The following is a 19,741-nucleotide window of genomic DNA, read 5'->3' as shown; positions in this document are numbered from 1 at the left end:
CAGCATGCTACCCATCAAGAGGCAGACGTGACAAACACACATATGCGATATTATCGTAAATTAGTTTTTGTTTTTTGCAAATCATGACATGGACTGTAAAACCAGCCCGCCTTATCTGTCGGCAGTATGAGGACACCCAGAATGCGGCGACTAGGGCAATAACATCCAGATAGCTCAGCCTTTGCAGAACTCTCGCGTACTGTTCGCGTCCCTCTGTCTCTATTGTCTAGGGCTGGCGAGCGGGTATCCCAGCTAACTCGTAGTCGAGTAAGTTTTTTGCATGGAACGTTTTGTTCTCTTGAAGAAAATGCAGTCAGGAAGTCAAAGTAAGCTCGTTTGGCCCGCCTCAATCCGCGGGTGCAATCAGTCAGTCTCAAAAAAACTTGTTTTGTTCCCTTATTTCCTTTGAACTGCAAACGGGATGGGAAACCAAGGAAGAATGCTTCGCCGACATACTGGTTTCGCCCGTGGGAGAGCATTTTCATGAACCGATCCGGTGATCATCCAGAGCCTGAACTCAATAAAAAATCGCAAATACTTGCGGAAATAGAAACTCTGATCGCGGATAGCCTGGAACCGGATGGTGTACTTTTTGAGATCACACGTCGGTTGAGGGGCGCTTTTGATTTCGATGAATGCACGTTGGCAGTGCTAAGTGCAGATGGAAATACGTATCAAGAAGGGTCGCTGCTGGATACCCAGAACCCGCGACCCGTTTTATCACAGACGCAAATCCCTGTAACACAAGGCCATTTAGGCAAAGTGCTACAAAGCGGGCAAACGCAGCTACTTCCTGGCCCGACACGTGAAAAGAAGTCGGCTGGAACCGCCAGTAGAACTGCCGCCCCTACGGAACCGAATATGGCAATGGTGCTGCCGATGAAGGCCTTTGGCAAGGTTGTCGGAGCCATCACATTCAGTACCAATCATGCCTCGGGTTACTCTCGAGAAGATATTGAAATCGCCCAAAGTGCCATGACCCAATGCGCTCTGATCGTGGAAGCCAGTCATCTGGGGCAATCATCGCCAAGACAGGCCCTGAACAGAATTATTGATGCAATTGACGTGATACCCGAGGGCTTTGCGCTTTACGATGCGGATGATCGCCTGGTTTTAGCGAACGAGATGTATCGTAAGATGCTGTATCCGGGGCAGGAAAACCTGGTCGAACCGGGGATGAAATTTGAACAAGTTGTTCGAAAAGCGCTGTCGCTCAATGTGATCGCAGATGCAGTCGGGCGCGAAGAAGAATGGCTGACGCAACGGCTTGAAAGACACAAAAATCCCCAAGGTTCCCAAATGCAAGGTCGGGCATCTGGGGAGTGGATCAAGATAAGCGAACGTAAAACTGCCGATAATGGCATCGCCGCGATCTACAGCGATGTCACCGAGCTGAAAAAGGTCGAGGCGCGGAATGCCGAACTGGCACAAATCCCGGAAGAAAACCCCAACCCGGTGATGTGCATCAGCAACGATGGAAAACTGATCTTTGCGAATAGAGCCTGCGCGCAGTTGCTGGATGCGCTGAACCTCAAGGTCGGGGCCGAAGTCTGCGAGGACTGGCTGGCGCGCGTTGAGAAGGGGTTGCGCGAAAACGAACGCCAGGACTTTGAATGTCACGCCGGGGGTATGGTTTATACATTTCTGCTCTGGCCAGTTCCGGATGCCAAGCATGTCAACCTGTACGGACGGGATGTCACGCAGTTAAAGCAGGCCGAAAACCGGATGCGAGAGCTTGCGCGCATCCCAGAGGAGAACCCAAACCCGGTCTTGCGCATTACCAGTCAGGGCAAATTGATCTACGCCAACCGAGCAAGCGCCCCGCTTATCACTGCCCTACAGTTAAAGGTCGGTGACCGGGTGGGAACAGGGTGGCGCAAGCGTGTCGCCAAAGGGTTGCTTGAGGATCAGCGGCAGGATTTCGAATACGAAGCAGGAGGTCTGATTTATGCCCTGTTGCTGTGGCCGGTTCCCGAAGGCGGATATGCAAATATCTATGGCCGCGACATCACCACCCAGAAACAGGTGGAAAGCGAATTGCGCGTGGCAAGGGATATCGCCGAAGCCGCCAACAAAACCAAAAGCACATTCCTTGCGAATATGAGTCACGAACTTCGCACGCCGCTGAATGCGATTATCGGATACAGCGAGTTGATGCTGGAAGAAGCCACTGACCAGAATGACCAAGCGAACTTAAGTGATCTTCGAAAAATCCAATCTGCCGGAAAACACTTGCTGGCCCTGATCAACGATATTTTGGATCTATCCAAAATCGAAGCCGGCAAGATGGAGTTTAATCTGGAATCCTTTGACGTATTCCAGATGGTTAAAGACGTCATAACCACGGTGCAACCGTTGGCCGACAAGAACAACAACACCTTAGAGATTTCATGCACAGAAGATATCGGAGAGATGGTCTGTGACTTGACCAAGGTGCGTCAGGCATTGCTCAACCTGCTTTCCAATGCCTGCAAATTCACTGAAAATGCGACGATCGCGCTGACGGTTACAAGGTCGTCGACACCGGATGAGTTGGAGTTTTCTGTTGCTGACCAGGGCATCGGCATGTCCCCTGAACAAGTCGACAAGGTATTTGACGCATTCACTCAGGCGGATTCATCCACGACACGTCACTATGGTGGTACCGGTCTGGGACTGTCGATCACCAAAGTCTTCTGCGAACAATTGGGGGGAAGTATTCAGTGTATCAGCACTCTTTGTGAAGGGTCCAACTTCATCATCCGCTTACCGGCCGTCTGCCAAGACCCTTCGATCGATCGGCTGCAGAAAGCAGATTATTCAGAGAACGATCTGCACAGCGATCCTAACGCGCCGCTGGTTCTATTGGTGGATGATGACCCCACGGTACATGATCTTTTGGGACGGCGATTGCGCAAGGAGGGATACCGTATTCTTGCTTCGACCAAGGGTGAAGATGCGCTGGCGCTGGCCCGTGAAACCAAACCAGACGCAATAACGCTGGATGTGTTCATGCCCGAGATAGACGGCTGGGCCGTTTTGTCGAAACTGAAAGAAGATCCTGAGCTGTCGGAAATTCCGGTTATCATGCTGACCTTTGCGGAAGACCGAACCAAAGGGCTGTCACTAGGGGCCAGCGAATACCTCGGCAAACCCATCGACACCGTTGAACTGCTAAATGCCTTGAAACAGCACTGTCCTGTTGTCCCGGCACCTCGGGTTCTGGTCGTGGAAGATGAAACCGCAACACGGGAACTGATCTGCCGGGTTCTGAGCAAAGACGGTTGGCAGATAGAGGAAGCTGTAAACGGCCTAGATGCCCTTCGGCGTCTTTCACAATCTGTGCCGGATGTGATTTTACTGGATCTTTTGATGCCCGAGATGAACGGTTTCGAGTTTCTGGCAAACATGAGAAAGAACCCTGACTGGAAAGAAATACCGGTTATCGTCGTGACGGCGAAAACGGTATCTAACGAAGATCGGGCTCGGTTGAATGGCTCAATCAAAACGCTGATTGAAAAAGATGGGGATCAAATCGAAACGATCCTCAGGCAATTGAACGAAATCCTGCCCAGTTCTAGCCCCGCTGCTGATAGGGACAGTGATCGTGAATGACGATCAGGATAACGCAACACGGTATGCAGGGAAGGCGTGGCTGGCGAATTTGCGCCAAAACCTGATCTCTCCTGTCAGTGCGATCGTCGGCATTTGCGATCTTCTACGAACTGATGCCGCCCGTCTGGCACTGCAGGATGTTGCCTCTGATCTCGACAAAATTTCAAATGCCGCAACAGAGTTAAATGCTTTGGTGGACGAGCTTTTGCATCGAGACGTGGCGCTCAATCTTACGAACAACGGCGATGAGGGCCTGAAAAGGTTGCGCCACGACCTGCGTACGCCCATGAATGCGATCAAAGGTTACAGCGAGATGTTGCTGGAGGACTTGGAGGATTTGCAGGCCGGGCATCTTGAACCGGATTTGCTTGGACTTCTTGAACATACAGATACCCTGCTCCGACACGTAGACTCGGCAGCAACCCTGCCCGAAACCCCTCGAAGCGACGACTATAAGGGGTCCGGCACGCCAACAACAGCCGCGATGTTTGCCAATCTGGTCAAAAGTATGCAGCCGGTTGACCGGTCCAAGCTCACTCAGCCTGAAAAAGGCAAGATTCTGGTTGTTGATGATGTCGAGGCCAACCGAAGCCTTCTTGCCCGCCGTCTGGAACGCGATGGCCACCAGGTCTGGACTGCTGCGGGTGGGTACGCCGCGTTGGAAATGGTGTCTCAACAGCAGTTCGATCTGGTGCTTCTTGATCTTATGATGCCCGACATTAACGGCTTTGACGTATTGGCAAAATTGAAAGAAGACGACGCCCATCGCAAGTTGCCTGTCATAATGATTTCAGCCCTGGACGAGATCGAAAATGTAGCGCGATGCATCGAGGCGGGCGCCGAAGATTATTTACCCAAACCATTTGACCCTATCCTATTGCAGGCCCGGATCAATGCGGCACTGGAGAAAAAACGCTGGCACGAACGTGAACGTCACTATCTGAAGCAGATGAACGCTGAGAAACAGAAATACGAAACCCTTTTACATAGTATTCTGCCACAGCAAATCGTTACTCGGTTACACGGTGGTGAAACCGCAATTGCTGACCGTTACGAAGATGTGACCGTTCTATTTTCCGATATCGTAGGTTTCACCGAGATGTCGGCAAGCCTGCCTCCGGCGCAGGTGGTTCGCGATCTCAACCGGGTATTCTCGGGGTTCGACAGGGCAGCGATGGAGCTTGGCGTAGAGAAAATCAAGACAATCGGTGACGCGTACATGGTCGCCGCTGGCGTCCCTGATGGCCGCTCTGATCATGCCGAGGTTATAGTGGAGATGGCTCTTCGTATGCTCGAGCAAGTCGAGGCACTCAACCTGCAAATCGATACCCCGATGCACATCAGAATTGGTGTCCATAGCGGGCCTGTCGTTGCGGGAATAATCGGCTCACACCGTTTTCTGTACGATGTCTGGGGCGATACCGTGAATTTTGCCAGCCGACTGGAAACAACCGGTGCGCCGGGTCGGATACAGATATCCGAGGCAACCGCAAACCGTGTTAAGCATCGTTTTGATCTAACCGATCCGGTTTGGACCCGAATAAAAGGCAAGGGACAGGTCAGAACTCATTATGTCACTGCGCGCAAATCTGTGTCTGGTTAGCCTTTTGCCTGTCAAAGCGCAGGCAACAGTCTTTCCATTTTTTCCAGCAGGCGACTAAGTTCGACAGGCTTGGTATCGAAATCATCGCAACCCGCAGCTAGTGCTTTCTCCCGATCACTGGCCATTGCGTGCGCTGTCAGCGCAATCACCGGAATCGAGGCTGTTTCGGGCGCGCCCTTTATTCGTCGCGTAGCTTCCCATCCGTCAATCTCAGGCAAGCTCATGTCCATCAGAATAATATCCGGAGCTTCGCTTCCAGCCATAGAAACACCGTCCAGCCCATCCTTCGCTACAACGACGAGATAACCTTTGCGTGTCAACCGACGCGACAGCATATCTCGATTCATTTCGTTGTCTTCAACTAATAAAACTTTGGCCAACTCACCCCCTGCAAACCGCACCAATAACTTCGAACGGTCGAGACCGGATGAAGTACTGGCCAAACATGACCCAATGATCAGGACGCACATCCTGCTTCTGGTTACATTCTCTCAATAATGGGGTTTCATGCAACGGATTACTGGTTAGCCACGCCAATCAAATTCATCCCGGCGCGAAATCGATCTATAGCCTTCGCTCAACTTATGTCTGTCACCAACACCTGTGATGTTAATCAGATAAGCCGGAAAAAGGTGGGCCTCCTCAAGTGCAGCGGCCACCATTCGTCAGCCAAAGCACGAGCTTACCAGAGTTTTTAAAACACCTTGGCTCCTGGAGCGTTCAGATGGTCTGAAACCTTTTACCACTGCTGATGCCACGAGCGTGGGTCGAATATGAAATTGAAAAACTCGTCCAACTGACCCACCAAAACAAACGGGCTGAGATGGTCGCCCGTGAAGAGGAGGCACGTGCCTTCTTTCGCGATTACAACACCAAAATCTCATCTGAATCACCTTGCGCACGTAGCGTCGAGCGACTACACGGTCAGTCGGTATCGCCGCATTAGCTCAGCTGGTAGAGCAATCGCTTCGTAAGCGATGGGTCGGGGGTTCAAGTCCCTCATGCGGCACCACTCTTCCTTTCGACACCCATAAAAATTAGAAATGGAACCAAAACTTTCGATAAGTTCGCAAGGTGAAATTTGCACTTTGTTGAAGTATAACGTCGGACTGATGCCGCCAGTCTGATATTGTAGGGCTCCCATCTTCCTTTTAACGAAGGTACTGATCCGCGAGACACTTTACTATCCGTCAGACCCCCTACCCAAGAATCCAGCCGAACAGTGCAAGTATGAAATTTTTGTAAAAGTTTGCGATGTTGATTGACGGTTCAATTCTATTTCCATACTTCATGAAATATGATAGAAGAAACTACAAACCAACTAGCCATCCTCGGCCATCCGCAACGCATTTCGGTGTTTCGCATGTTAATGCGACGTTTTCCTGACACTGTTTCCGCAGGCGAGCTGGCGACAGAATTGGACATCAAGCCCAGCACCCTGTCGAATTACCTGAACGCCCTGCAGCGCTCAGGTTTGGTGACGCAAGAGCGGTCGGGAACCTCTCTGCTCTATTCAGTTGAAATGAAAAATGTGCAGCACATGCTCGGCTTTTTGCTGAATGATTGCTGCCGTGGTCGCCCTGATATCTGCATGCCCTTGGAGCAAGGAAACAGCAAAATGACGGATCGGAAATTCAACGTATTATTTATCTGTGTCGGCAACTCGGCGCGCTCCATTTTTGCCGAGACGCTACTGCGAGATATTGCCGGCGATCAGTTCAATGTCTTTTCCGCCGGAGCCAAACCTAGTTCCGAACTGAACCCATTCGCGATGCAAGTTCTGCAAGACAAGGGGCACAACACCGATATTCTGCGGGCAAAGAACATATCCGAATTTTCCGGTCCGGATGCGCCGAAGTTGGATTTCGTGTTCACCGTCTGCAACAAGGCCGCAAACGAAGAATGCCCCGCTTGGGAAGGCCAGCCGATCAGCGGCCATTGGGGCATGACTGACCCGGTCAACACCGAAGGCACCGATGCCGAGAAAAGCCTGGCTTTCCAGAACGCGTATGGCGCGCTCAAGCGCCGGATTCAGGCATTTGCCTCTTTGCCCGTCGAAAGCCTCGACCGGATCGCATTGCAATCTGCTGTCGATGACATCGGCAGAACATCTGTTGAGGAAGAATAATGACGACCTACGCACTGAACGGCCTCGGCCGGATGGGAAAGCTGGCCCTGAAACCGTTGTTGGAGAAGGGCGCCCGGATCGCATGGATCAACGATGCGGTCGGCGACCCCGAAATGCACGCGCATCTGCTGGAATTTGACACGGTACATGGCCGCTGGGACGCGACGTTTGAACATGACACCGACAGCATCACCATCAATGGCACCCGCCTGCCTTTTATCGGCACCAAAGATCTAAGCGCGCTGCCGCTGGACGGTGTAGACGTGGTGATTGATTGTACTGGCGTCTTCAAAACCGAGGCCAAGCTTGCCCCGTATTTCGAGGCCGGTGTGAAAAAGGTTGTTGTCTCGGCGCCGGTCAAGGACGGCCCGACCGCCAATATCGTCGTTGGCGTCAATGACGAGACCTACGACCCGGCAATCCATCAGATCGTGACAGCCGCATCCTGCACCACCAATTGTCTGGCCCCGGTGGTCAAAGTGATCCACGAGAATCTAAGCATTCGCCACGGCTCGATGACCACAATCCATGACGTGACTAATACGCAGACCATCGTGGACCGCCCCGCAAAAGACCTGCGCCGCGCGCGGTCGGCGCTGAACTCGCTGATCCCAACCACCACCGGTTCGGCCACGGCGATCACGCTGATCTATCCGGAACTCAAGGGGCGTTTGAACGGTCACGCCGTGCGGGTGCCGCTACTGAACGCCTCACTGACCGACTGCGTGTTCGAGGTGGAACGCGAAACCACCGCTGAGGAGGTCAACGCCTTCTTCAAAGCCGCAGCCGAGGGCGAGTTGAAGGGCATTCTGGGTTACGAGACCCGCCCACTGGTCTCGACCGATTACACCAATGACGAACGGTCTTCGATCGTCGATGCGCCCTCGACCATGGTAGTGAACGGGACGCAGGTGAAGGTCTATGCGTGGTACGACAACGAGATGGGCTATGCCCACCGTCTGGTCGACGTGGCACTGATGGTTGGGGCTTCGCTGTGACACAGCGGCCCAAAGGTTTGTCGGCCTATATCGCGGTTACGGCGGCCTATTGGGCCTTTATGCTGACCGATGGGGCCTTGCGGATGCTGGTGCTTCTGCACTTTCATACGATGGGATTCTCTCCGGTACAGCTGGCTTATCTGTTTGTCCTGTATGAGATTGCGGGCATCGTCACCAACTTGACTGCAGGCTGGATTGCGGCGCGGTTCGGGCTGACTTCCACCCTCTATGCCGGGCTAGGACTGCAGGTCTTGGCACTGCTGGCGATGACACAGATTGATCCGAACTGGACCATCGGGGCTTCGGTGGCTTTCGTGATGATGGTGCAGGGGGCCAGTGGCGTGGCCAAAGACCTTGCCAAAATGTCCTCAAAATCTTCTGTGAAGTTGCTCGCCCCCACCGAAGGCGGAGGGCTGTTTCGCTGGGTTGCGATTCTAACCGGATCAAAAAACGCCGTGAAAGGTCTGGGCTTCCTGCTGGGCGCTGCAATGCTGGCGACGCTGGGATTTATGATGGCGATCCTCGTTATGGCGGCTGTTCTGGCAATCATCCTGATTGCGATAATCGTCTTTATGCCACCAGGGCTGCCTAAGGGGCGCAAAGGTACGAAATTCTCCGAGGTCTTTTCGAAATCGGCCAACGTAAACTGGTTATCGGCTGCGCGTGTCTTTCTGTTTGGTGCGCGGGACGTGTGGTTCGTGGTCGGCATTCCGATTTATTTCTACGCCGTGCTGTCCGACGGCACAGAAGAAGGCAACCGCGCCGCGTTCTTCATGATCAGTACCTTCATGGCGGTCTGGGTCATCCTCTACGGAGCCGTTCAGGCCAGTGCACCTAAGATCCTGTGCGCGAGTGAACGCGCAGAAGGCGACCTGATCCGCGCCGCCCGCAGCTGGGCCGTGACGCTGTTTTGCGTGCCCGCCGCGCTCACCCTCGCCGCCCTGCTGTCCTCGGGGCCGCAGGCTTGGCTGACCGTTGCACTGGTTCTGGGCCTGTTGGTGTTCGGAGCCATATTCGCGGTGAATTCTGCGCTGCATTCCTATCTGATCCTAGCATTCACCAAGTCTGAACGGGTGACGATGGATGTGGGCTTTTACTACATGGCCAACGCAACGGGCCGCCTTGTGGGCACCGTCCTATCCGGCTTCACCTATCAGGTCGCAGGGCTGCCCCTTGTCTTGGGCACCGCCGCGTTGATGGTCGCGCTTGCAGCACTAACCTCGGGCAAGCTCACCGATCAAACAACTGAGGCGTACACATGAGCATCTTTGAGCGTTATCTGACCGTCTGGGTTGCCCTTGCAATGGTTGGTGGAGTTCTGATCGGCCTGGCCGCACCAAATCTTGTCGCTCTTGTGGCTTCTGCCGAAGTCGCCAGTGTCAATCTGGTGGTGGCTGTTCTGATCTGGGCTATGGTTTACCCCATGATGGTCGGTGTCGATTTCGGCGCAGTTGTTGGTGTCGCGCGCCAACCAAAAGGGCTGATCGTGACGCTGGTGGTCAATTGGCTGATCAAACCCTTTACCATGGCGCTGCTGGCGGTACTTTTCTTCGACTATATCTTCGCCCCCTGGATTCAGCCTGAAGACGCAGCGCAATACACTGCGGGCCTGATCCTGCTGGGCGCGGCCCCCTGCACCGCAATGGTGTTTGTTTGGTCCCAACTGACCAAGGGCGACGCAACCTATACGCTGGTTCAGGTCTCGGTGAACGACTTGATAATGGTTGTGGCCTTTGCCCCTATTGTGGCGTTCCTGTTGGGGGTCACCGACATCTCGGTCCCGTGGCAAACACTGGTATTGGCCACAGTGCTCTATGTAGTTCTACCCCTGATCGCTGGCCTGATCACACGCAGAAAGCTGGGTTCTCAACAGGCCATCGACGCTTTCTCAACTAAGGTGAAGCCTTGGTCGATCATGGGCCTGATCGCCACAGTCGTCATCCTGTTCGGCCTGCAAGGTCAAACCATTCTGGCAAAACCCTTCGTTATCGTTCTGATCGCGGTGCCTATTGTGATCCAAAGCTATGGAATCTTTGCGTTGGCCTACGGTGCAGCTTACGCGCTGAAAGTTCCTCACCGCATAGCTGCCCCCTGCGCCATGATCGGCACGTCGAACTTTTTCGAGCTGGCCGTTGCCGTCGCCATCAGCCTATTCGGCCTGAACTCTGGCGCGGCGCTGGCAACAGTTGTGGGCGTTCTTGTCGAAGTACCCGTGATGCTTTCTCTGGTGGCATTTGCCAACCGCACCCGTGCACGGTTCCCGGGTCCACTGGATACGCTCAGCGGCAAAGAGCTTCAGCCTTAAGGTCGCGGACAGATTCGCTGAGTATGGCGAAGGTAAACCAATTTCATTTGTCGCTACAGTACTTTACGAATAGAAAGACACGATCTCTGATCGGCCAATTGGATGAGTATTCTGCTCAGGCTTTGCCTACTTACAGCAAGTCCTCAACGATCTCTTGTGTAGGTGCCGTGATGTTTCGACAAAAACGCACAGAGTCATTACCACAGCTGTCGCTAGAAAGCTCGTCACTATCCTGCATAGCTTACCTAAATGGCCCCGAACCAGAGAAAGCACCATTAGATAGGGTAAGAACGGCCCTAACACGCCATTCACAGCGTCGGCTCGACGCTGCGACGCGGCCCGTTTGACTGGGTGCGCGCAGCAATTTCTATCCACAAAGCCAAGCCAATTTGCGCATCGCGGACATAAAGATCAAAGCGACATGAGCCATTTCTTGAAAATTCTTACCGTAACCCGTTCCTGGTCGCCGCGTCGGCATACAAAGTAGAGCCCGCGATCCAGTGGAATACGGCTTTCATCGAGACGGATCAGTCGTCCAAGCTCCAAGTCCCTGGCCGCCAGAAGACGTCTGGCCAATGCCACACCCTGTCCGTCAATTGCGGCCTCCAGCAGAACAGCGCTATCTACGTATTTGATGCTCTGCGAATTGATCCGATCAGCGCTCAGTCCAACTTGCGCTGCCCAACTTTCCCATCCGACGTTGAAGGCATCGTGCAATAATGGCAGGTCAGCCACGTCCTCTGCGCGCATTGGTAGGCGAGTTTTGCCAACAAGGGACGGCGCGGCCACGACTACCAGTTCCTCTTGTCTTATCTGCTCATGATACAACCCGTCCCAGCCAGGTTGCCCAAACCGCAGGGCAACATCCACCTCGGACGTATCGAATTCCGCAAAGGCATCATTTGTGTCCAGCAACAATGCGATACCCGGATGTTTTTGCTGAAACGAACTCAGTAGCGGTACAAGCCATTTGAGCGCCAACGACGTCGACAAAGACACTGTAATCGACTGGCGGTGATGTAATCACTTCACCTCCGAAACACCGAGTTGCAAGGCCGGAAACGCCCCCCGCGTTGACTGATACAGGCGTTCCCCGGCTTGGGTCAGTTCCACGCCATTTGGGCGGCGGTGAAAAAGCGTCACGCCAAGATGCAGTTCCAGCAACTTGATTTGCCGGCTGATCGCCCCGTGGGTGACGTTCAGAACATCCGCTGCCTTGGTCAGGCTGGAATGGGTCGCGGTTTCGTCAAAAGCCTGAAGGGCACGAAGGTGTCTGAGGTTTTCCGCCATGTGAGAAAATCTAACAGCAATGCCCAAAAAACTCGATAGGAACTGCCAGTTTACTAGGGCTATCCTGAATTCATTCCAGAAAACCTCACACCATCTGCCAAAGAAAGGACATACCATGCCCGATACCAAAGTCGCGCTGATGACAGGGACCGGACAAGGCATTGGCCGGGGCTGCGCCATTGAAATGGCAAAGGCAGGTTACAAGGTCTCGCTGATGTCCCCGTCCAATCGCTCGGTTGAATTGGCGGAGGAGCTTGGGGGCATTGGCCGCCGAGGCTCGGTGCTGGATGTCGATGATTTGCAAGCGATGATCGACGACACCATGAGCAAGTACGGACGTATTGATGCAATCGTCAGCAATATGGGGCATGGGGGTACAGTACCGGAAGCCATTAAAACTGTCGGATTCGATCCTGACTTTGACGGCCCGCTTTTGGAACTCAGCGATGAGTTGTGGCACGAAAGTCTGGACATGTATGTGCTTAACGTTGTGAAGATTGCACGCATTGTCACGCCTATTCTGATCGAACAAGGCGGCGGTGCGTTCGTAAATATCTCGTCCATGAATACAATCGAACCGCGAGCACCCTATCCCATGAGCATGTTGCGCGGTGCTCTGCACAGTTTCTCAAAACTTTATGGTGATCGCTATGCACGGCATAACATTCGCATGAACAACCTGCTGCCCGGATTCTGTGAGAACGTTAACCTGTCAGAACAGGCCCGCCGGGAAATCCCCGCTCAGCGACCCGCAACTTTCGAAGAAATTGGGCAAGCCTGCGTGTTTCTTGCCAGCGACGGAGCCCGGTATATTAACGGTCAGAGTATACTGTCCGACGGCGGGATGAACCGCGCAGTAAGATAGCAAAGAGGCAGTGAAAGATGATTGTGACGGCGCTCAAGGATATCTTTGGTACAGATCGGGACGTCTCTGGTCCGGGGTGGAATAGTAGGAGACTATTACTGGCATCTGATGGCATGGGGTTTTCGCTGACAGATACGATCATCAAGAAGGGTGCAGTGCTTGAGCTTGAATACACCCATCATTTAGAGGCGTGCTATTGCATCGATGGCATTGGTCAGATCAGGGCGGCCGATGAGGAAAACTGGCATTCCCTCGAACCATTCACCCTCTATGCCTTGGATCAACATGACCGACACTTGGTGCAAGCCATAGACGCTGATCTGCGGCTTGTCTGCGTATTCAGTCCACCGCTCAGTGGACGCGAGGTGCACCGCAAAGACGGAAGCTATGCGCCTATGAATCTTGATGAGAGCAATGATGTCTGAGCATCCCATCCATAATTCCTGCAGTCGCAATAGGCCAAGGAGGATAGTTCCACATGGTTGCGATTGACGACGCATCCCGGCAAAGCGGCGCAGGAATTGAAGCGATCCGCCTCTATGAGCGCGAAGGAATTTTACCAAAGCCCCAACGGGCACCAAAAATCGGCGCTTTACTCGGCACATGACGTTGGTAGGCTTAGTTTCCTAAAGAAGTGCCGCGACTTGGGTTTCCTGCTCGCAGAGGAAAACACTTCATGGCTTGTCTGAACATGGCGCTGAAGCCTGCCAGGCCGTAATGGAAATGGCAGAACTTCATATTTCTAACGTACGTGAGAAAATGATCGGACTTTAACGTGTGGAAGCGGCACTGAATGAACTCACTGCAAACTGGGATAGAGGAAATACATCCTGCGCGATGCTCTCAACTGCCGGCTTTAAAAGATCGCTGACAGTTTCTATGTGAACTCGCCCCGGTGAAGCTCCATGTTTCACCGGGGCTTCAGGAACGGGGCCACCGATCACGCAGCCTCGTAGTGGTTGAACACTTCTGTGGTGCCGTCCTTGCGGATCAGGAAGACCGAATAGGCCTCCCGCTCGCTCTCAGGTCCCATGCCGGGTGATCCGAAGGGCATACCCGGCACGGTCAACCCGACCGCATCGGGGCGTTCGGACAGAAGCCGCCGGATATCGTTTGGTGGCACATGGCCTTCGATGACGTACCCCTCGACCAGACCAGTATGGCAGGACGTCATCTCATCCGGGACGCCCTTTGTGGCTTTGAATTGCGCCAAAGTCTCCCACGAGGCATTCTGCACCACCATCTTGAAGCCTTCGCGTTGCATGATGTCGATCCATGCGCCGCAGCACCCGCAGTTCGGGTCCTTGAGGACTTCTACCAGAGGTTTGGCGGAAGCAAAGGCCGGTGTAGTCAAGGCGACGCCGGAGGCGCCAAGGCCAGCCAGAAAGAGGCGGCGGTCGAATTTCGGGTTGGTCATGTCATTTCCTTTCCGTTTTCGCGCCTGCGGTGTGACGATGGTTCTTGTGACCGAAACCGCGGGCAAGTGTCATGATATGTGTCAAGGGGGCGGTCATGAGCCGCCCTGCATCTGTTCGCTTTCGGTGCGCACCGCCTGCATCTCGCGGATGCGCTCGGGCCAGGTGGATTTGATATAGGCCAGAATGTCCCAGATCTGCTGGTCGCTCAGGCTGTCGCCAAATCCCGGCATACCACTGGCAAAGTCGGACACGCCGCGCGCCTCGAGCGCCGCCGCGCCACCTTGTTTGGTATAGTCAAACAGCAGCGCATCCCCATGGTGCCATGTATGGCCGGTCTCATCATGAGGCGGGGCTGGCAGCGTTCCGTCGTCATTCGGGGCGCGCCAGTTGGGCTGCCCCTCAAGATTGGTGCCGTGGCAGGACGCGCAGAACTCGGCGTAGAGCACCGCCCCCTCTGAGGCATCGGACTCTGACGATTGCAGCGGTGGTCCTGCCTGTGTGCTCGACGACACAAGCCATGCGACCGAGGCGCCGATTGCCACAATCCCGGCCAGGACAAATGCAAAGAGTGTTCCGGTTCTCATTGCCTCATCCCCCTTCATGTTCGTCCATCAGATAGGTCGCAATGGCCGTCCGGTCGGCCTCGGTCAGGAAGCTTGTGCCATAAAGCACGACCTCGCCCATGGACCCGCCAAAGGCATCCCCCTCGGGGGTGATGCCGGTGCGCAGGGCGTAGGCCAGGCTGGCCACATCCCATCCCTTGCCCGCCAAAGTCAGGTGATCGATAGCTGGCGCTTTCTCTCCGCCTGGCAGCGCGTCGCTCCCCTGCAGATGCTGCGTGTCCGATTTGCGCGCGCCAGCAAGGTTTCGCGGCGTATGGCAAGCTGCGCAATGGCCGGCCCCTTCGACCAATTCCCGGCCTCGGTTCCACACCTCGCCCTTCCCCGCCACCGGCTCTGTTCCGGGAGGTTCCAGAAAGGCCGCGCGCCAGAGTTTCAGCCCCCAGCGCTGATTGAACGGAAAGTCCATTTGAGGCGGACGCGAGGGTTCGGCGACCGGTGGCACGGTCTGGAAAGCGGCCCAGAGATCGGCGACCTCCTGATCCGAGAAGTTGGCATAGAAGGGATAGGGAAACGCCGGGTAATAGGCGTGCCCTTCGGGCGAGACCCCTTCGCGGACGGCGCGGGCAAATTGCGCCTGCGTCCAGCTTCCGACCCCGTGATCCGGGTCGGTGGTCAGGTTCGGCGAATACAACGTGCCGAACGGGGTTTCCAAAACCACTCCACCCGCCAAGGGTGCCCCTCCTTTCGCGAAATTGGTGTGGCATGAAATGCAGCCGGACGCGCGGGCCAAATAAGCGCCGCGATTGACATCCCCCTTCAGAGGAATGTGTGCGAGAGGCTGGCCAATTGGCCAGGCCATCAGGCCGGCAAAGCTGACCGAAGCGACAACTACGCCTGCCAGCCCAATACGATAGAGCCTGCGCATCGTCCCGGCCTATTTCTCGACCCGAAAGCGTGTATGGCAGGCCGAACATACCTGCCCCATCATGGTGAAAACGCCATCAGCCGGCATCTGAGCAAGATCCATCATGCCACCGCCTGCTCCTGTTCCCATCATGTCACCGCCCATCATCGAGCTGCCCTGACCGCCCATCATACCGCCGGCAGCATTTGTTTCACCCGCCATCATCAACCCGTTTTCGGAAGCGTCCGCCAATCCGTCCGCCATCACACGCAGCTGATCGGCCATGGCCGAAAACGCAGCCCAGTCCTGCCAGATCTCTGGCTTCGCCTCGGATGGCGCATCCAGGCTGCCTTCGGGGAACAGTTTGGTCAGCGCCTCGCCAGCATGGCGGCTGATATCCTCAGACCGTTTGCGCACAATGGATGCATCATAATCGACTTGCCCCCGCATCATCGGCGTCAGCACTTTCATCGCCTCTTTCATCACGCCCATGCCATCCATGCGTTCTTTGACAACGCCGGTAGCGCCGCCATGTGCAAACACCGATTGGGTTGCCACAGCCAGTACGGACGCAACCACAACGCCCAGAAACAGTTTTTCAGTTTTCATCAGATTTCCCTGTCTGAGTTTTCTCATCACGCCAAATGACGTGTGCGTATACGGATCAGATCAGGGCTTTGGGTGGCGGCGGATCAAAATTAGAAACCACTGGGATGCCTTTCGTCGCACGCGGCAGTCCATACCGTTCACGGCATCCCAATAAATTCGCGTTCAGATTTGACTGCTGGACGATCGCAGGGCCGCTGCAGAATGCCCCGCCATGACAATTGCCCTGGTGATCCTTTGCAGTATGTTCAGCGTGTGTTTGAACCTCGGCAGAAACTACGGCAAGCTCATGTTTTCCATGTGCCTGAGCCGCACCACCGGACAAAAGCAGAGCGACGGCAAATACGCCAACCGCGACGAGCATCAGCCCAATCCATCTGCGACCGTCCAAGGGCACCGTTCAGTTTATCCCGATTTTTCGTTTCAACTCTCTTGCCGGGCTGATGATGTTCTCAACGCCCATCAGCGTCAAGCCTACAACAGGCGGCATCTCGCCGAACGGACACTGAAGCGCGACCGCGTGCAACAAAGCGTCCGCGTTTTTTCCGATGCTCAACCGCCTGCACCGCTGAAGTTTGTTATCCGGCTGCCGTCGGCTATGCTTCACCTATGTCAAACGTCTCAGAACGAAGGCTGGCCGCTGTTCTGGTTGCGGATGTGGCAAACTATTCCAAACTCATGGGTGAGGATGAAATAGCCACATTGGCCGCGCTGCGTCGTTTTCGCAACGATATTCTTGCTCCAGCAATTGGCGAGTGTGACGGCAAGTTGATAAAAAGCATGGGGGACGGGTGGCTGATTGAATTTCCAAGCGTGATCAATGGCATCGAGTGCGCAATAACTGTCCAAAACGAACTGGCCGACGACCCTCGGATCACCTTAAGGATGGGATTGCACAGCGGCGATGTTTGCTTTGCTGATGAAGACGTTTTCGGCGACGGGATTAACGTGGCCGCACGTCTTCAGGACCTGGCCGAGCCCGGATCTCTGGTGATTTCCGAAACTGCGCGGCGCAGCCTCGATGCCAAACATTCAGATCACTTCACCTGCCTTGGTTCTCAAAATCTCAAAAACATCGCAGAGCCTTTGGTCGCTTATGGTTGGGGAATGTCAGCATCAGCTATCCAGAGGTACCTTTTTGAGGTGCCGGATCGACCTTCGATTGCGGTTTTGGCCTTTGACAATTTGTCCGACGACGACGATCAGACATTTTTTGCCGAAGGTATCGCCGAAGATGTCATTTCTGCGCTGTCCAGATTTCACTGGTTCTTCGTGATCTCTCGAAACACAAGCTTTTCCTATCAAGGTCGCGCTGTCGAAACAGAGCAAGTCGCCAGGGACCTGGGAGTACAATACGTTCTTGAGGGCAGCGTTCGAAGGGTGGGCAACAGAGTTCGGGTCTCAACGCAACTAATCGACGCCCTTGCAAACCACTACGTCTGGACCGAGCGATTTGACGGTGTGATTGAAGACATCTTCGATCTGCAGGACGAGATCACGCAGAAAATTGTAGCGGCAGTCGCACCTGAATATCTGACTGCAGAAATGCAACGCGCACGGCGCAAGGTTGTCCCGCGGATGGATGCCTGGGAATTGTCAGCACGCGCCCATTGGCATATCTCACAATTCACAAAAACCGACGTAGCCGAAGCCCAGAACCTGTTGTTGAAAGCTGTCGCATTGGATCCGCAAAGCTCATTCGGGCTGGCGGATTTGTCATTCACTTACCTGATGCAGTGCGTGAACGGTTGGAGTGATGATCCTGACGCTTCGAAGGCCGAGGCGGTAAGCCTGGCGCAACGGGCGGTTTCGATAAACGGCCGCGACGCGTATGCGATGGCGCTACTTGGTGCGGCGGATCTGTTTTCTGGTCGTCATCAGGACGCTGTGCGGAAGTTGCAGGATGCCATAGTCCTCAATCCCAACGACCCCCATGCCTATGCTTTGCTTGCCAGATCGCAGGTCTATCTGGGGGACAGCAAAGAAGCCCTCACCAACATCAAGGCCGCGATCAGGCTTAGCCCGCGTGATCCTTTTATCGCTTTGTGGTACTCTATTCGTTCACTATGTAGTTTCGTAGCAGGCCGACACGAAGAAGCCATCGAGTGGGCCGAGACATCAATCCGCATCCAGCCAAACCGAAGTAGCTCTTATCTGGATCTTGCTGTCAACAATGCCATTTGCGGCAAGTTAAGTGAAGCCAGGCAAGCCGTTTTCGACCTAAAGCGTCTTGACCCCGGCGCCTCGCTCCAGTTGGCAGAACGCACGCATCCATTCGTGCGATTGGAAGATCAAATGCGCTATCAACAGGGTTTGCGCGAAGCGGGTTTGATTCGGTGAAGCGGTCCAATATTTCCGTTCACACTAGTGCCCGATGCTGCAATGCAGCTTCACCGAAGCAGTTGTTAATCTTCGGCGCACAAAGATGGTTCACCGAAAAGAGAACACACCAATTTTATTGTCGCCAAGTAGATGATGGAACCCGTTAAGCTATCCGCCCATAGCATAATTGCTTGCGACTTGCGCTACTGCTTGGTGTCCTAATTTACGGCACGACGACCGATCACCCGAAATTGGGAGTGACCAGTCAAGTGACCCACCAACAATCAGCCCGTGATCTCCTGCACTTTTATAACAAGCTCATTCCAATTGCGCTGATTCTCGATATCGTGCTCCAGGCCCTGCTCGTCGGCGATCGTGAAACGCTTAATTGCAGGAGTTTTACTGGTCGCCTGATAAAGCCAAAAAGCTTCTGCCTTCAGGGCGTCTGCAATGGGTTTATCGATGGATTCATAAACCATCTGCTTGCACACGTTGATCGACTCGGCCGGGAACTGGGCAATGCGTTTTGCCAACGCGTCGACAAAGGGGCCGATTTCATCAGGCTCCAGCGCTTTATTGATCGTGCCCATGCGCTCCGCCTCGTCCGCATCATAATCCTGCGCACTGAGGATGATTTCGAGCGCGCGGCCAAGGCCGGTTTGACGGGCCATCCGCGATGCACCACCGCCACAGGGCAGGATACCCATGCCAACCTCCATCTGCATGAACTTGAATTTCCCACGGGCCGCAAAGCGCATATCCAAAGCGAGCGCCAATTCGTGCCCGCCACCGCGCGCAAATCCTTCAAGCTTGGCAATAGTTGCCTGAGGGACCTTGCTGAGGCGTTCGCAAACAGCTTGCAAGTCCAGCAACTGGGCATCTTCGCGCGAAACGGCCTCGGTCGACATATCCTTGAGCAGCTCGGTATCGTAGTGGCAAACCCAAATTTCCGGGTTTGCGGATTGGAAAACCACAACCTTTGTCTCCCGGTCTCGCTCCAGCCGCATCGCAAGACTGTTGAGGTCGGCCAGCATCTCCTGACCCTGCACGTTTACTGTGCCGAAATCGAAAGTCACGGTAGCGATCCCGTTTTCGACCTGAACATTGAAGGTTTGAAAGTTATCGTATTTCATCATACACTCCTT

General features: G+C 54.4%; 19 protein-coding genes and 1 tRNA gene. 12 read left to right on the top strand and 8 right to left on the bottom strand.

Annotated elements, in window-relative coordinates; genetic code table 11:
- Positions 1-483 precede the first annotated feature (483 nt).
- Both ACR0D7_RS13595 and ACR0D7_RS13590 read left to right on the top strand, forming a co-directional pair.
- Complete coding sequence (locus ACR0D7_RS13595; RefSeq protein WP_480679483.1) at positions 484-3,594, top strand: response regulator; 3,111 nt, start codon at positions 484-486, stop codon at positions 3,592-3,594.
- Complete coding sequence (locus ACR0D7_RS13590; protein ID WP_480679482.1) at positions 3,587-5,197, top strand: adenylate/guanylate cyclase domain-containing protein; 1,611 nt, start codon at positions 3,587-3,589, stop codon at positions 5,195-5,197. The genes ACR0D7_RS13595 and ACR0D7_RS13590 overlap by 8 nt, the downstream gene beginning before the upstream one ends.
- Positions 5,198-5,208: 11 nt before the next feature.
- On the opposite strand, the gene ACR0D7_RS13585 is transcribed toward ACR0D7_RS13590, so the two are convergent.
- Positions 5,209-5,577: a response regulator gene (locus tag ACR0D7_RS13585; protein WP_480679481.1), complete on the bottom strand. Its 369-nt coding sequence runs from the start codon at positions 5,575-5,577 to the stop codon at positions 5,209-5,211.
- Positions 5,578-6,133: 556 nt separating this feature from the next.
- Here ACR0D7_RS13585 and ACR0D7_RS13580 point away from each other — a divergent pair.
- The 5 genes from ACR0D7_RS13580 (at position 6,134) to arsB (ending at position 10,628) form a co-directional block, all read left to right on the top strand.
- Positions 6,134-6,209, top strand: a tRNA-Thr gene (locus ACR0D7_RS13580).
- A gap of 285 nt (positions 6,210-6,494) precedes the next feature.
- Complete coding sequence (locus ACR0D7_RS13575; protein ID WP_480679480.1) at positions 6,495-7,325, top strand: arsenate reductase/protein-tyrosine-phosphatase family protein; 831 nt, start codon at positions 6,495-6,497, stop codon at positions 7,323-7,325.
- Positions 7,325-8,323 (top strand): ArsJ-associated glyceraldehyde-3-phosphate dehydrogenase, encoded by a 999-nt coding sequence (locus ACR0D7_RS13570; protein WP_480679479.1) that lies wholly within the window; start codon positions 7,325-7,327, stop codon positions 8,321-8,323. Before ACR0D7_RS13575 ends, ACR0D7_RS13570 begins: the two co-directional genes overlap by 1 nt.
- The gene (gene arsJ / locus ACR0D7_RS13565; protein WP_480679478.1) at positions 8,320-9,585 is read left to right on the top strand and encodes an organoarsenical effux MFS transporter ArsJ; all 1,266 of its coding nucleotides are present in this window, start codon (positions 8,320-8,322) and stop codon (positions 9,583-9,585) included. Before ACR0D7_RS13570 ends, arsJ begins: the two co-directional genes overlap by 4 nt.
- A complete protein-coding gene (gene arsB, locus ACR0D7_RS13560) occupies positions 9,582-10,628 on the top strand; it encodes an ACR3 family arsenite efflux transporter (protein ID WP_480679477.1) in 1,047 nt (348 codons plus the stop codon). Before arsJ ends, arsB begins: the two co-directional genes overlap by 4 nt.
- Before the next feature lie 411 nt (positions 10,629-11,039).
- On the opposite strand, the gene ACR0D7_RS13555 is transcribed toward arsB, so the two are convergent.
- Both ACR0D7_RS13555 and ACR0D7_RS13550 read right to left on the bottom strand, forming a co-directional pair.
- Positions 11,040-11,633 (bottom strand): LysR substrate-binding domain-containing protein, encoded by a 594-nt coding sequence (locus ACR0D7_RS13555; protein ID WP_480679516.1) that lies wholly within the window; start codon positions 11,631-11,633, stop codon positions 11,040-11,042.
- An 18-nt stretch (positions 11,634-11,651) separates the two neighbouring features.
- Positions 11,652-11,918 (bottom strand): LysR family transcriptional regulator, encoded by a 267-nt coding sequence (locus ACR0D7_RS13550; protein WP_480679476.1) that lies wholly within the window; start codon positions 11,916-11,918, stop codon positions 11,652-11,654.
- 115 nt (positions 11,919-12,033) lie between these two features.
- On the opposite strand from ACR0D7_RS13550, the gene ACR0D7_RS13545 reads away from it, so the two are divergent.
- The 3 genes from ACR0D7_RS13545 to ACR0D7_RS13535 are packed head-to-tail and all read left to right on the top strand — an operon-like array spanning position 12,034 to position 13,390.
- Positions 12,034-12,783, top strand: a complete 750-nt coding sequence (locus ACR0D7_RS13545) for an SDR family oxidoreductase (RefSeq protein ID WP_170381954.1) — start codon at positions 12,034-12,036, stop codon at positions 12,781-12,783.
- Positions 12,784-12,800: 17 nt separating this feature from the next.
- Complete coding sequence (locus ACR0D7_RS13540; RefSeq protein WP_480679475.1) at positions 12,801-13,208, top strand: ectoine synthase; 408 nt, start codon at positions 12,801-12,803, stop codon at positions 13,206-13,208.
- 53 nt (positions 13,209-13,261) lie between these two features.
- Positions 13,262-13,390 carry a hypothetical protein gene (locus ACR0D7_RS13535; protein ID WP_480679474.1) on the top strand — a complete coding sequence of 43 codons (129 nt, stop codon included), beginning with the start codon at positions 13,262-13,264 and terminating at the stop codon, positions 13,388-13,390.
- Between the two features lie 333 nt (positions 13,391-13,723).
- On the opposite strand, the gene ACR0D7_RS13530 is transcribed toward ACR0D7_RS13535, so the two are convergent.
- The 4 genes from ACR0D7_RS13530 to ACR0D7_RS13515 all read right to left on the bottom strand — a co-directional run bounded on the left by ACR0D7_RS13530 (position 13,724) and on the right by ACR0D7_RS13515 (position 16,277).
- Complete coding sequence (locus ACR0D7_RS13530) at positions 13,724-14,200, bottom strand: DUF411 domain-containing protein (protein WP_480679473.1); 477 nt, start codon at positions 14,198-14,200, stop codon at positions 13,724-13,726.
- A 93-nt stretch (positions 14,201-14,293) separates the two neighbouring features.
- On the bottom strand, positions 14,294-14,785 hold the full coding sequence (locus ACR0D7_RS13525) for a c-type cytochrome (protein ID WP_480679472.1): 492 nt from the start codon (positions 14,783-14,785) through the stop codon (positions 14,294-14,296).
- Between the two features lie 4 nt (positions 14,786-14,789).
- A complete protein-coding gene (locus ACR0D7_RS13520) occupies positions 14,790-15,689 on the bottom strand; it encodes a c-type cytochrome (protein ID WP_480679471.1) in 900 nt (299 codons plus the stop codon).
- Positions 15,690-15,698: 9 nt separating this feature from the next.
- The gene (locus tag ACR0D7_RS13515) at positions 15,699-16,277 is read right to left on the bottom strand and encodes a c-type cytochrome (protein WP_480679470.1); all 579 of its coding nucleotides are present in this window, start codon (positions 16,275-16,277) and stop codon (positions 15,699-15,701) included.
- 211 nt (positions 16,278-16,488) lie between these two features.
- Here ACR0D7_RS13515 and ACR0D7_RS13510 point away from each other — a divergent pair, with 211 nt between their 5' ends.
- A complete protein-coding gene (locus tag ACR0D7_RS13510; RefSeq protein WP_480679469.1) occupies positions 16,489-16,971 on the top strand; it encodes a hypothetical protein in 483 nt (160 codons plus the stop codon).
- Entirely contained in the window at positions 16,884-18,614 is a 1,731-nt protein-coding gene (locus ACR0D7_RS13505) for an adenylate/guanylate cyclase domain-containing protein (protein WP_480679468.1), read from the top strand. The genes ACR0D7_RS13510 and ACR0D7_RS13505 overlap by 88 nt, the downstream gene beginning before the upstream one ends.
- A 266-nt stretch (positions 18,615-18,880) precedes the next feature.
- Here ACR0D7_RS13505 and ACR0D7_RS13500 read toward each other — a convergent pair whose 3' ends face one another.
- Positions 18,881-19,729, bottom strand: a complete 849-nt coding sequence (locus ACR0D7_RS13500) for an enoyl-CoA hydratase/isomerase family protein (protein ID WP_480679467.1) — start codon at positions 19,727-19,729, stop codon at positions 18,881-18,883.
- Positions 19,730-19,741 lie beyond the last annotated feature (12 nt).

The organism is Ruegeria sp. BB7, from assembly GCF_056539365.1.
Note: the sequence above shows the minus strand (reverse complement) of the source record. Positions and strands in the feature narration are given on the sequence as shown.

What these genes read in the sequence shown, in the direction of transcription:
- ACR0D7_RS13595 (WP_480679483.1), top strand. Translation starts at nt 484, where the DNA reads ATGAACCGATCCGGTGATCATCCAGAGCCTGAACTCAATAAAAAATCG.
- ACR0D7_RS13575 (WP_480679480.1), top strand. Translation starts at nt 6,495, where the DNA reads ATGATAGAAGAAACTACAAACCAACTAGCCATCCTCGGCCATCCGCAA.
- ACR0D7_RS13570 (WP_480679479.1), top strand. Translation starts at nt 7,325, where the DNA reads ATGACGACCTACGCACTGAACGGCCTCGGCCGGATGGGAAAGCTGGCC.
- arsB (WP_480679477.1), top strand. Translation starts at nt 9,582, where the DNA reads ATGAGCATCTTTGAGCGTTATCTGACCGTCTGGGTTGCCCTTGCAATG.
- ACR0D7_RS13550 (WP_480679476.1), bottom strand. Translation starts at nt 11,918, where the DNA reads ATGGCGGAAAACCTCAGACACCTTCGTGCCCTTCAGGCTTTTGACGAA.
- ACR0D7_RS13545 (WP_170381954.1), top strand. Translation starts at nt 12,034, where the DNA reads ATGCCCGATACCAAAGTCGCGCTGATGACAGGGACCGGACAAGGCATT.
- ACR0D7_RS13540 (WP_480679475.1), top strand. Translation starts at nt 12,801, where the DNA reads ATGATTGTGACGGCGCTCAAGGATATCTTTGGTACAGATCGGGACGTC.
- ACR0D7_RS13535 (WP_480679474.1), top strand. Translation starts at nt 13,262, where the DNA reads ATGGTTGCGATTGACGACGCATCCCGGCAAAGCGGCGCAGGAATTGAA.
- ACR0D7_RS13530 (WP_480679473.1), bottom strand. Translation starts at nt 14,200, where the DNA reads ATGACCAACCCGAAATTCGACCGCCGCCTCTTTCTGGCTGGCCTTGGC.
- ACR0D7_RS13525 (WP_480679472.1), bottom strand. Translation starts at nt 14,785, where the DNA reads ATGAGAACCGGAACACTCTTTGCATTTGTCCTGGCCGGGATTGTGGCA.
- ACR0D7_RS13520 (WP_480679471.1), bottom strand. Translation starts at nt 15,689, where the DNA reads ATGCGCAGGCTCTATCGTATTGGGCTGGCAGGCGTAGTTGTCGCTTCG.
- ACR0D7_RS13515 (WP_480679470.1), bottom strand. Translation starts at nt 16,277, where the DNA reads ATGAAAACTGAAAAACTGTTTCTGGGCGTTGTGGTTGCGTCCGTACTG.
- ACR0D7_RS13510 (WP_480679469.1), top strand. Translation starts at nt 16,489, where the DNA reads ATGACAATTGCCCTGGTGATCCTTTGCAGTATGTTCAGCGTGTGTTTG.
- ACR0D7_RS13505 (WP_480679468.1), top strand. Translation starts at nt 16,884, where the DNA reads ATGTCAAACGTCTCAGAACGAAGGCTGGCCGCTGTTCTGGTTGCGGAT.
- ACR0D7_RS13500 (WP_480679467.1), bottom strand. Translation starts at nt 19,729, where the DNA reads ATGAAATACGATAACTTTCAAACCTTCAATGTTCAGGTCGAAAACGGG.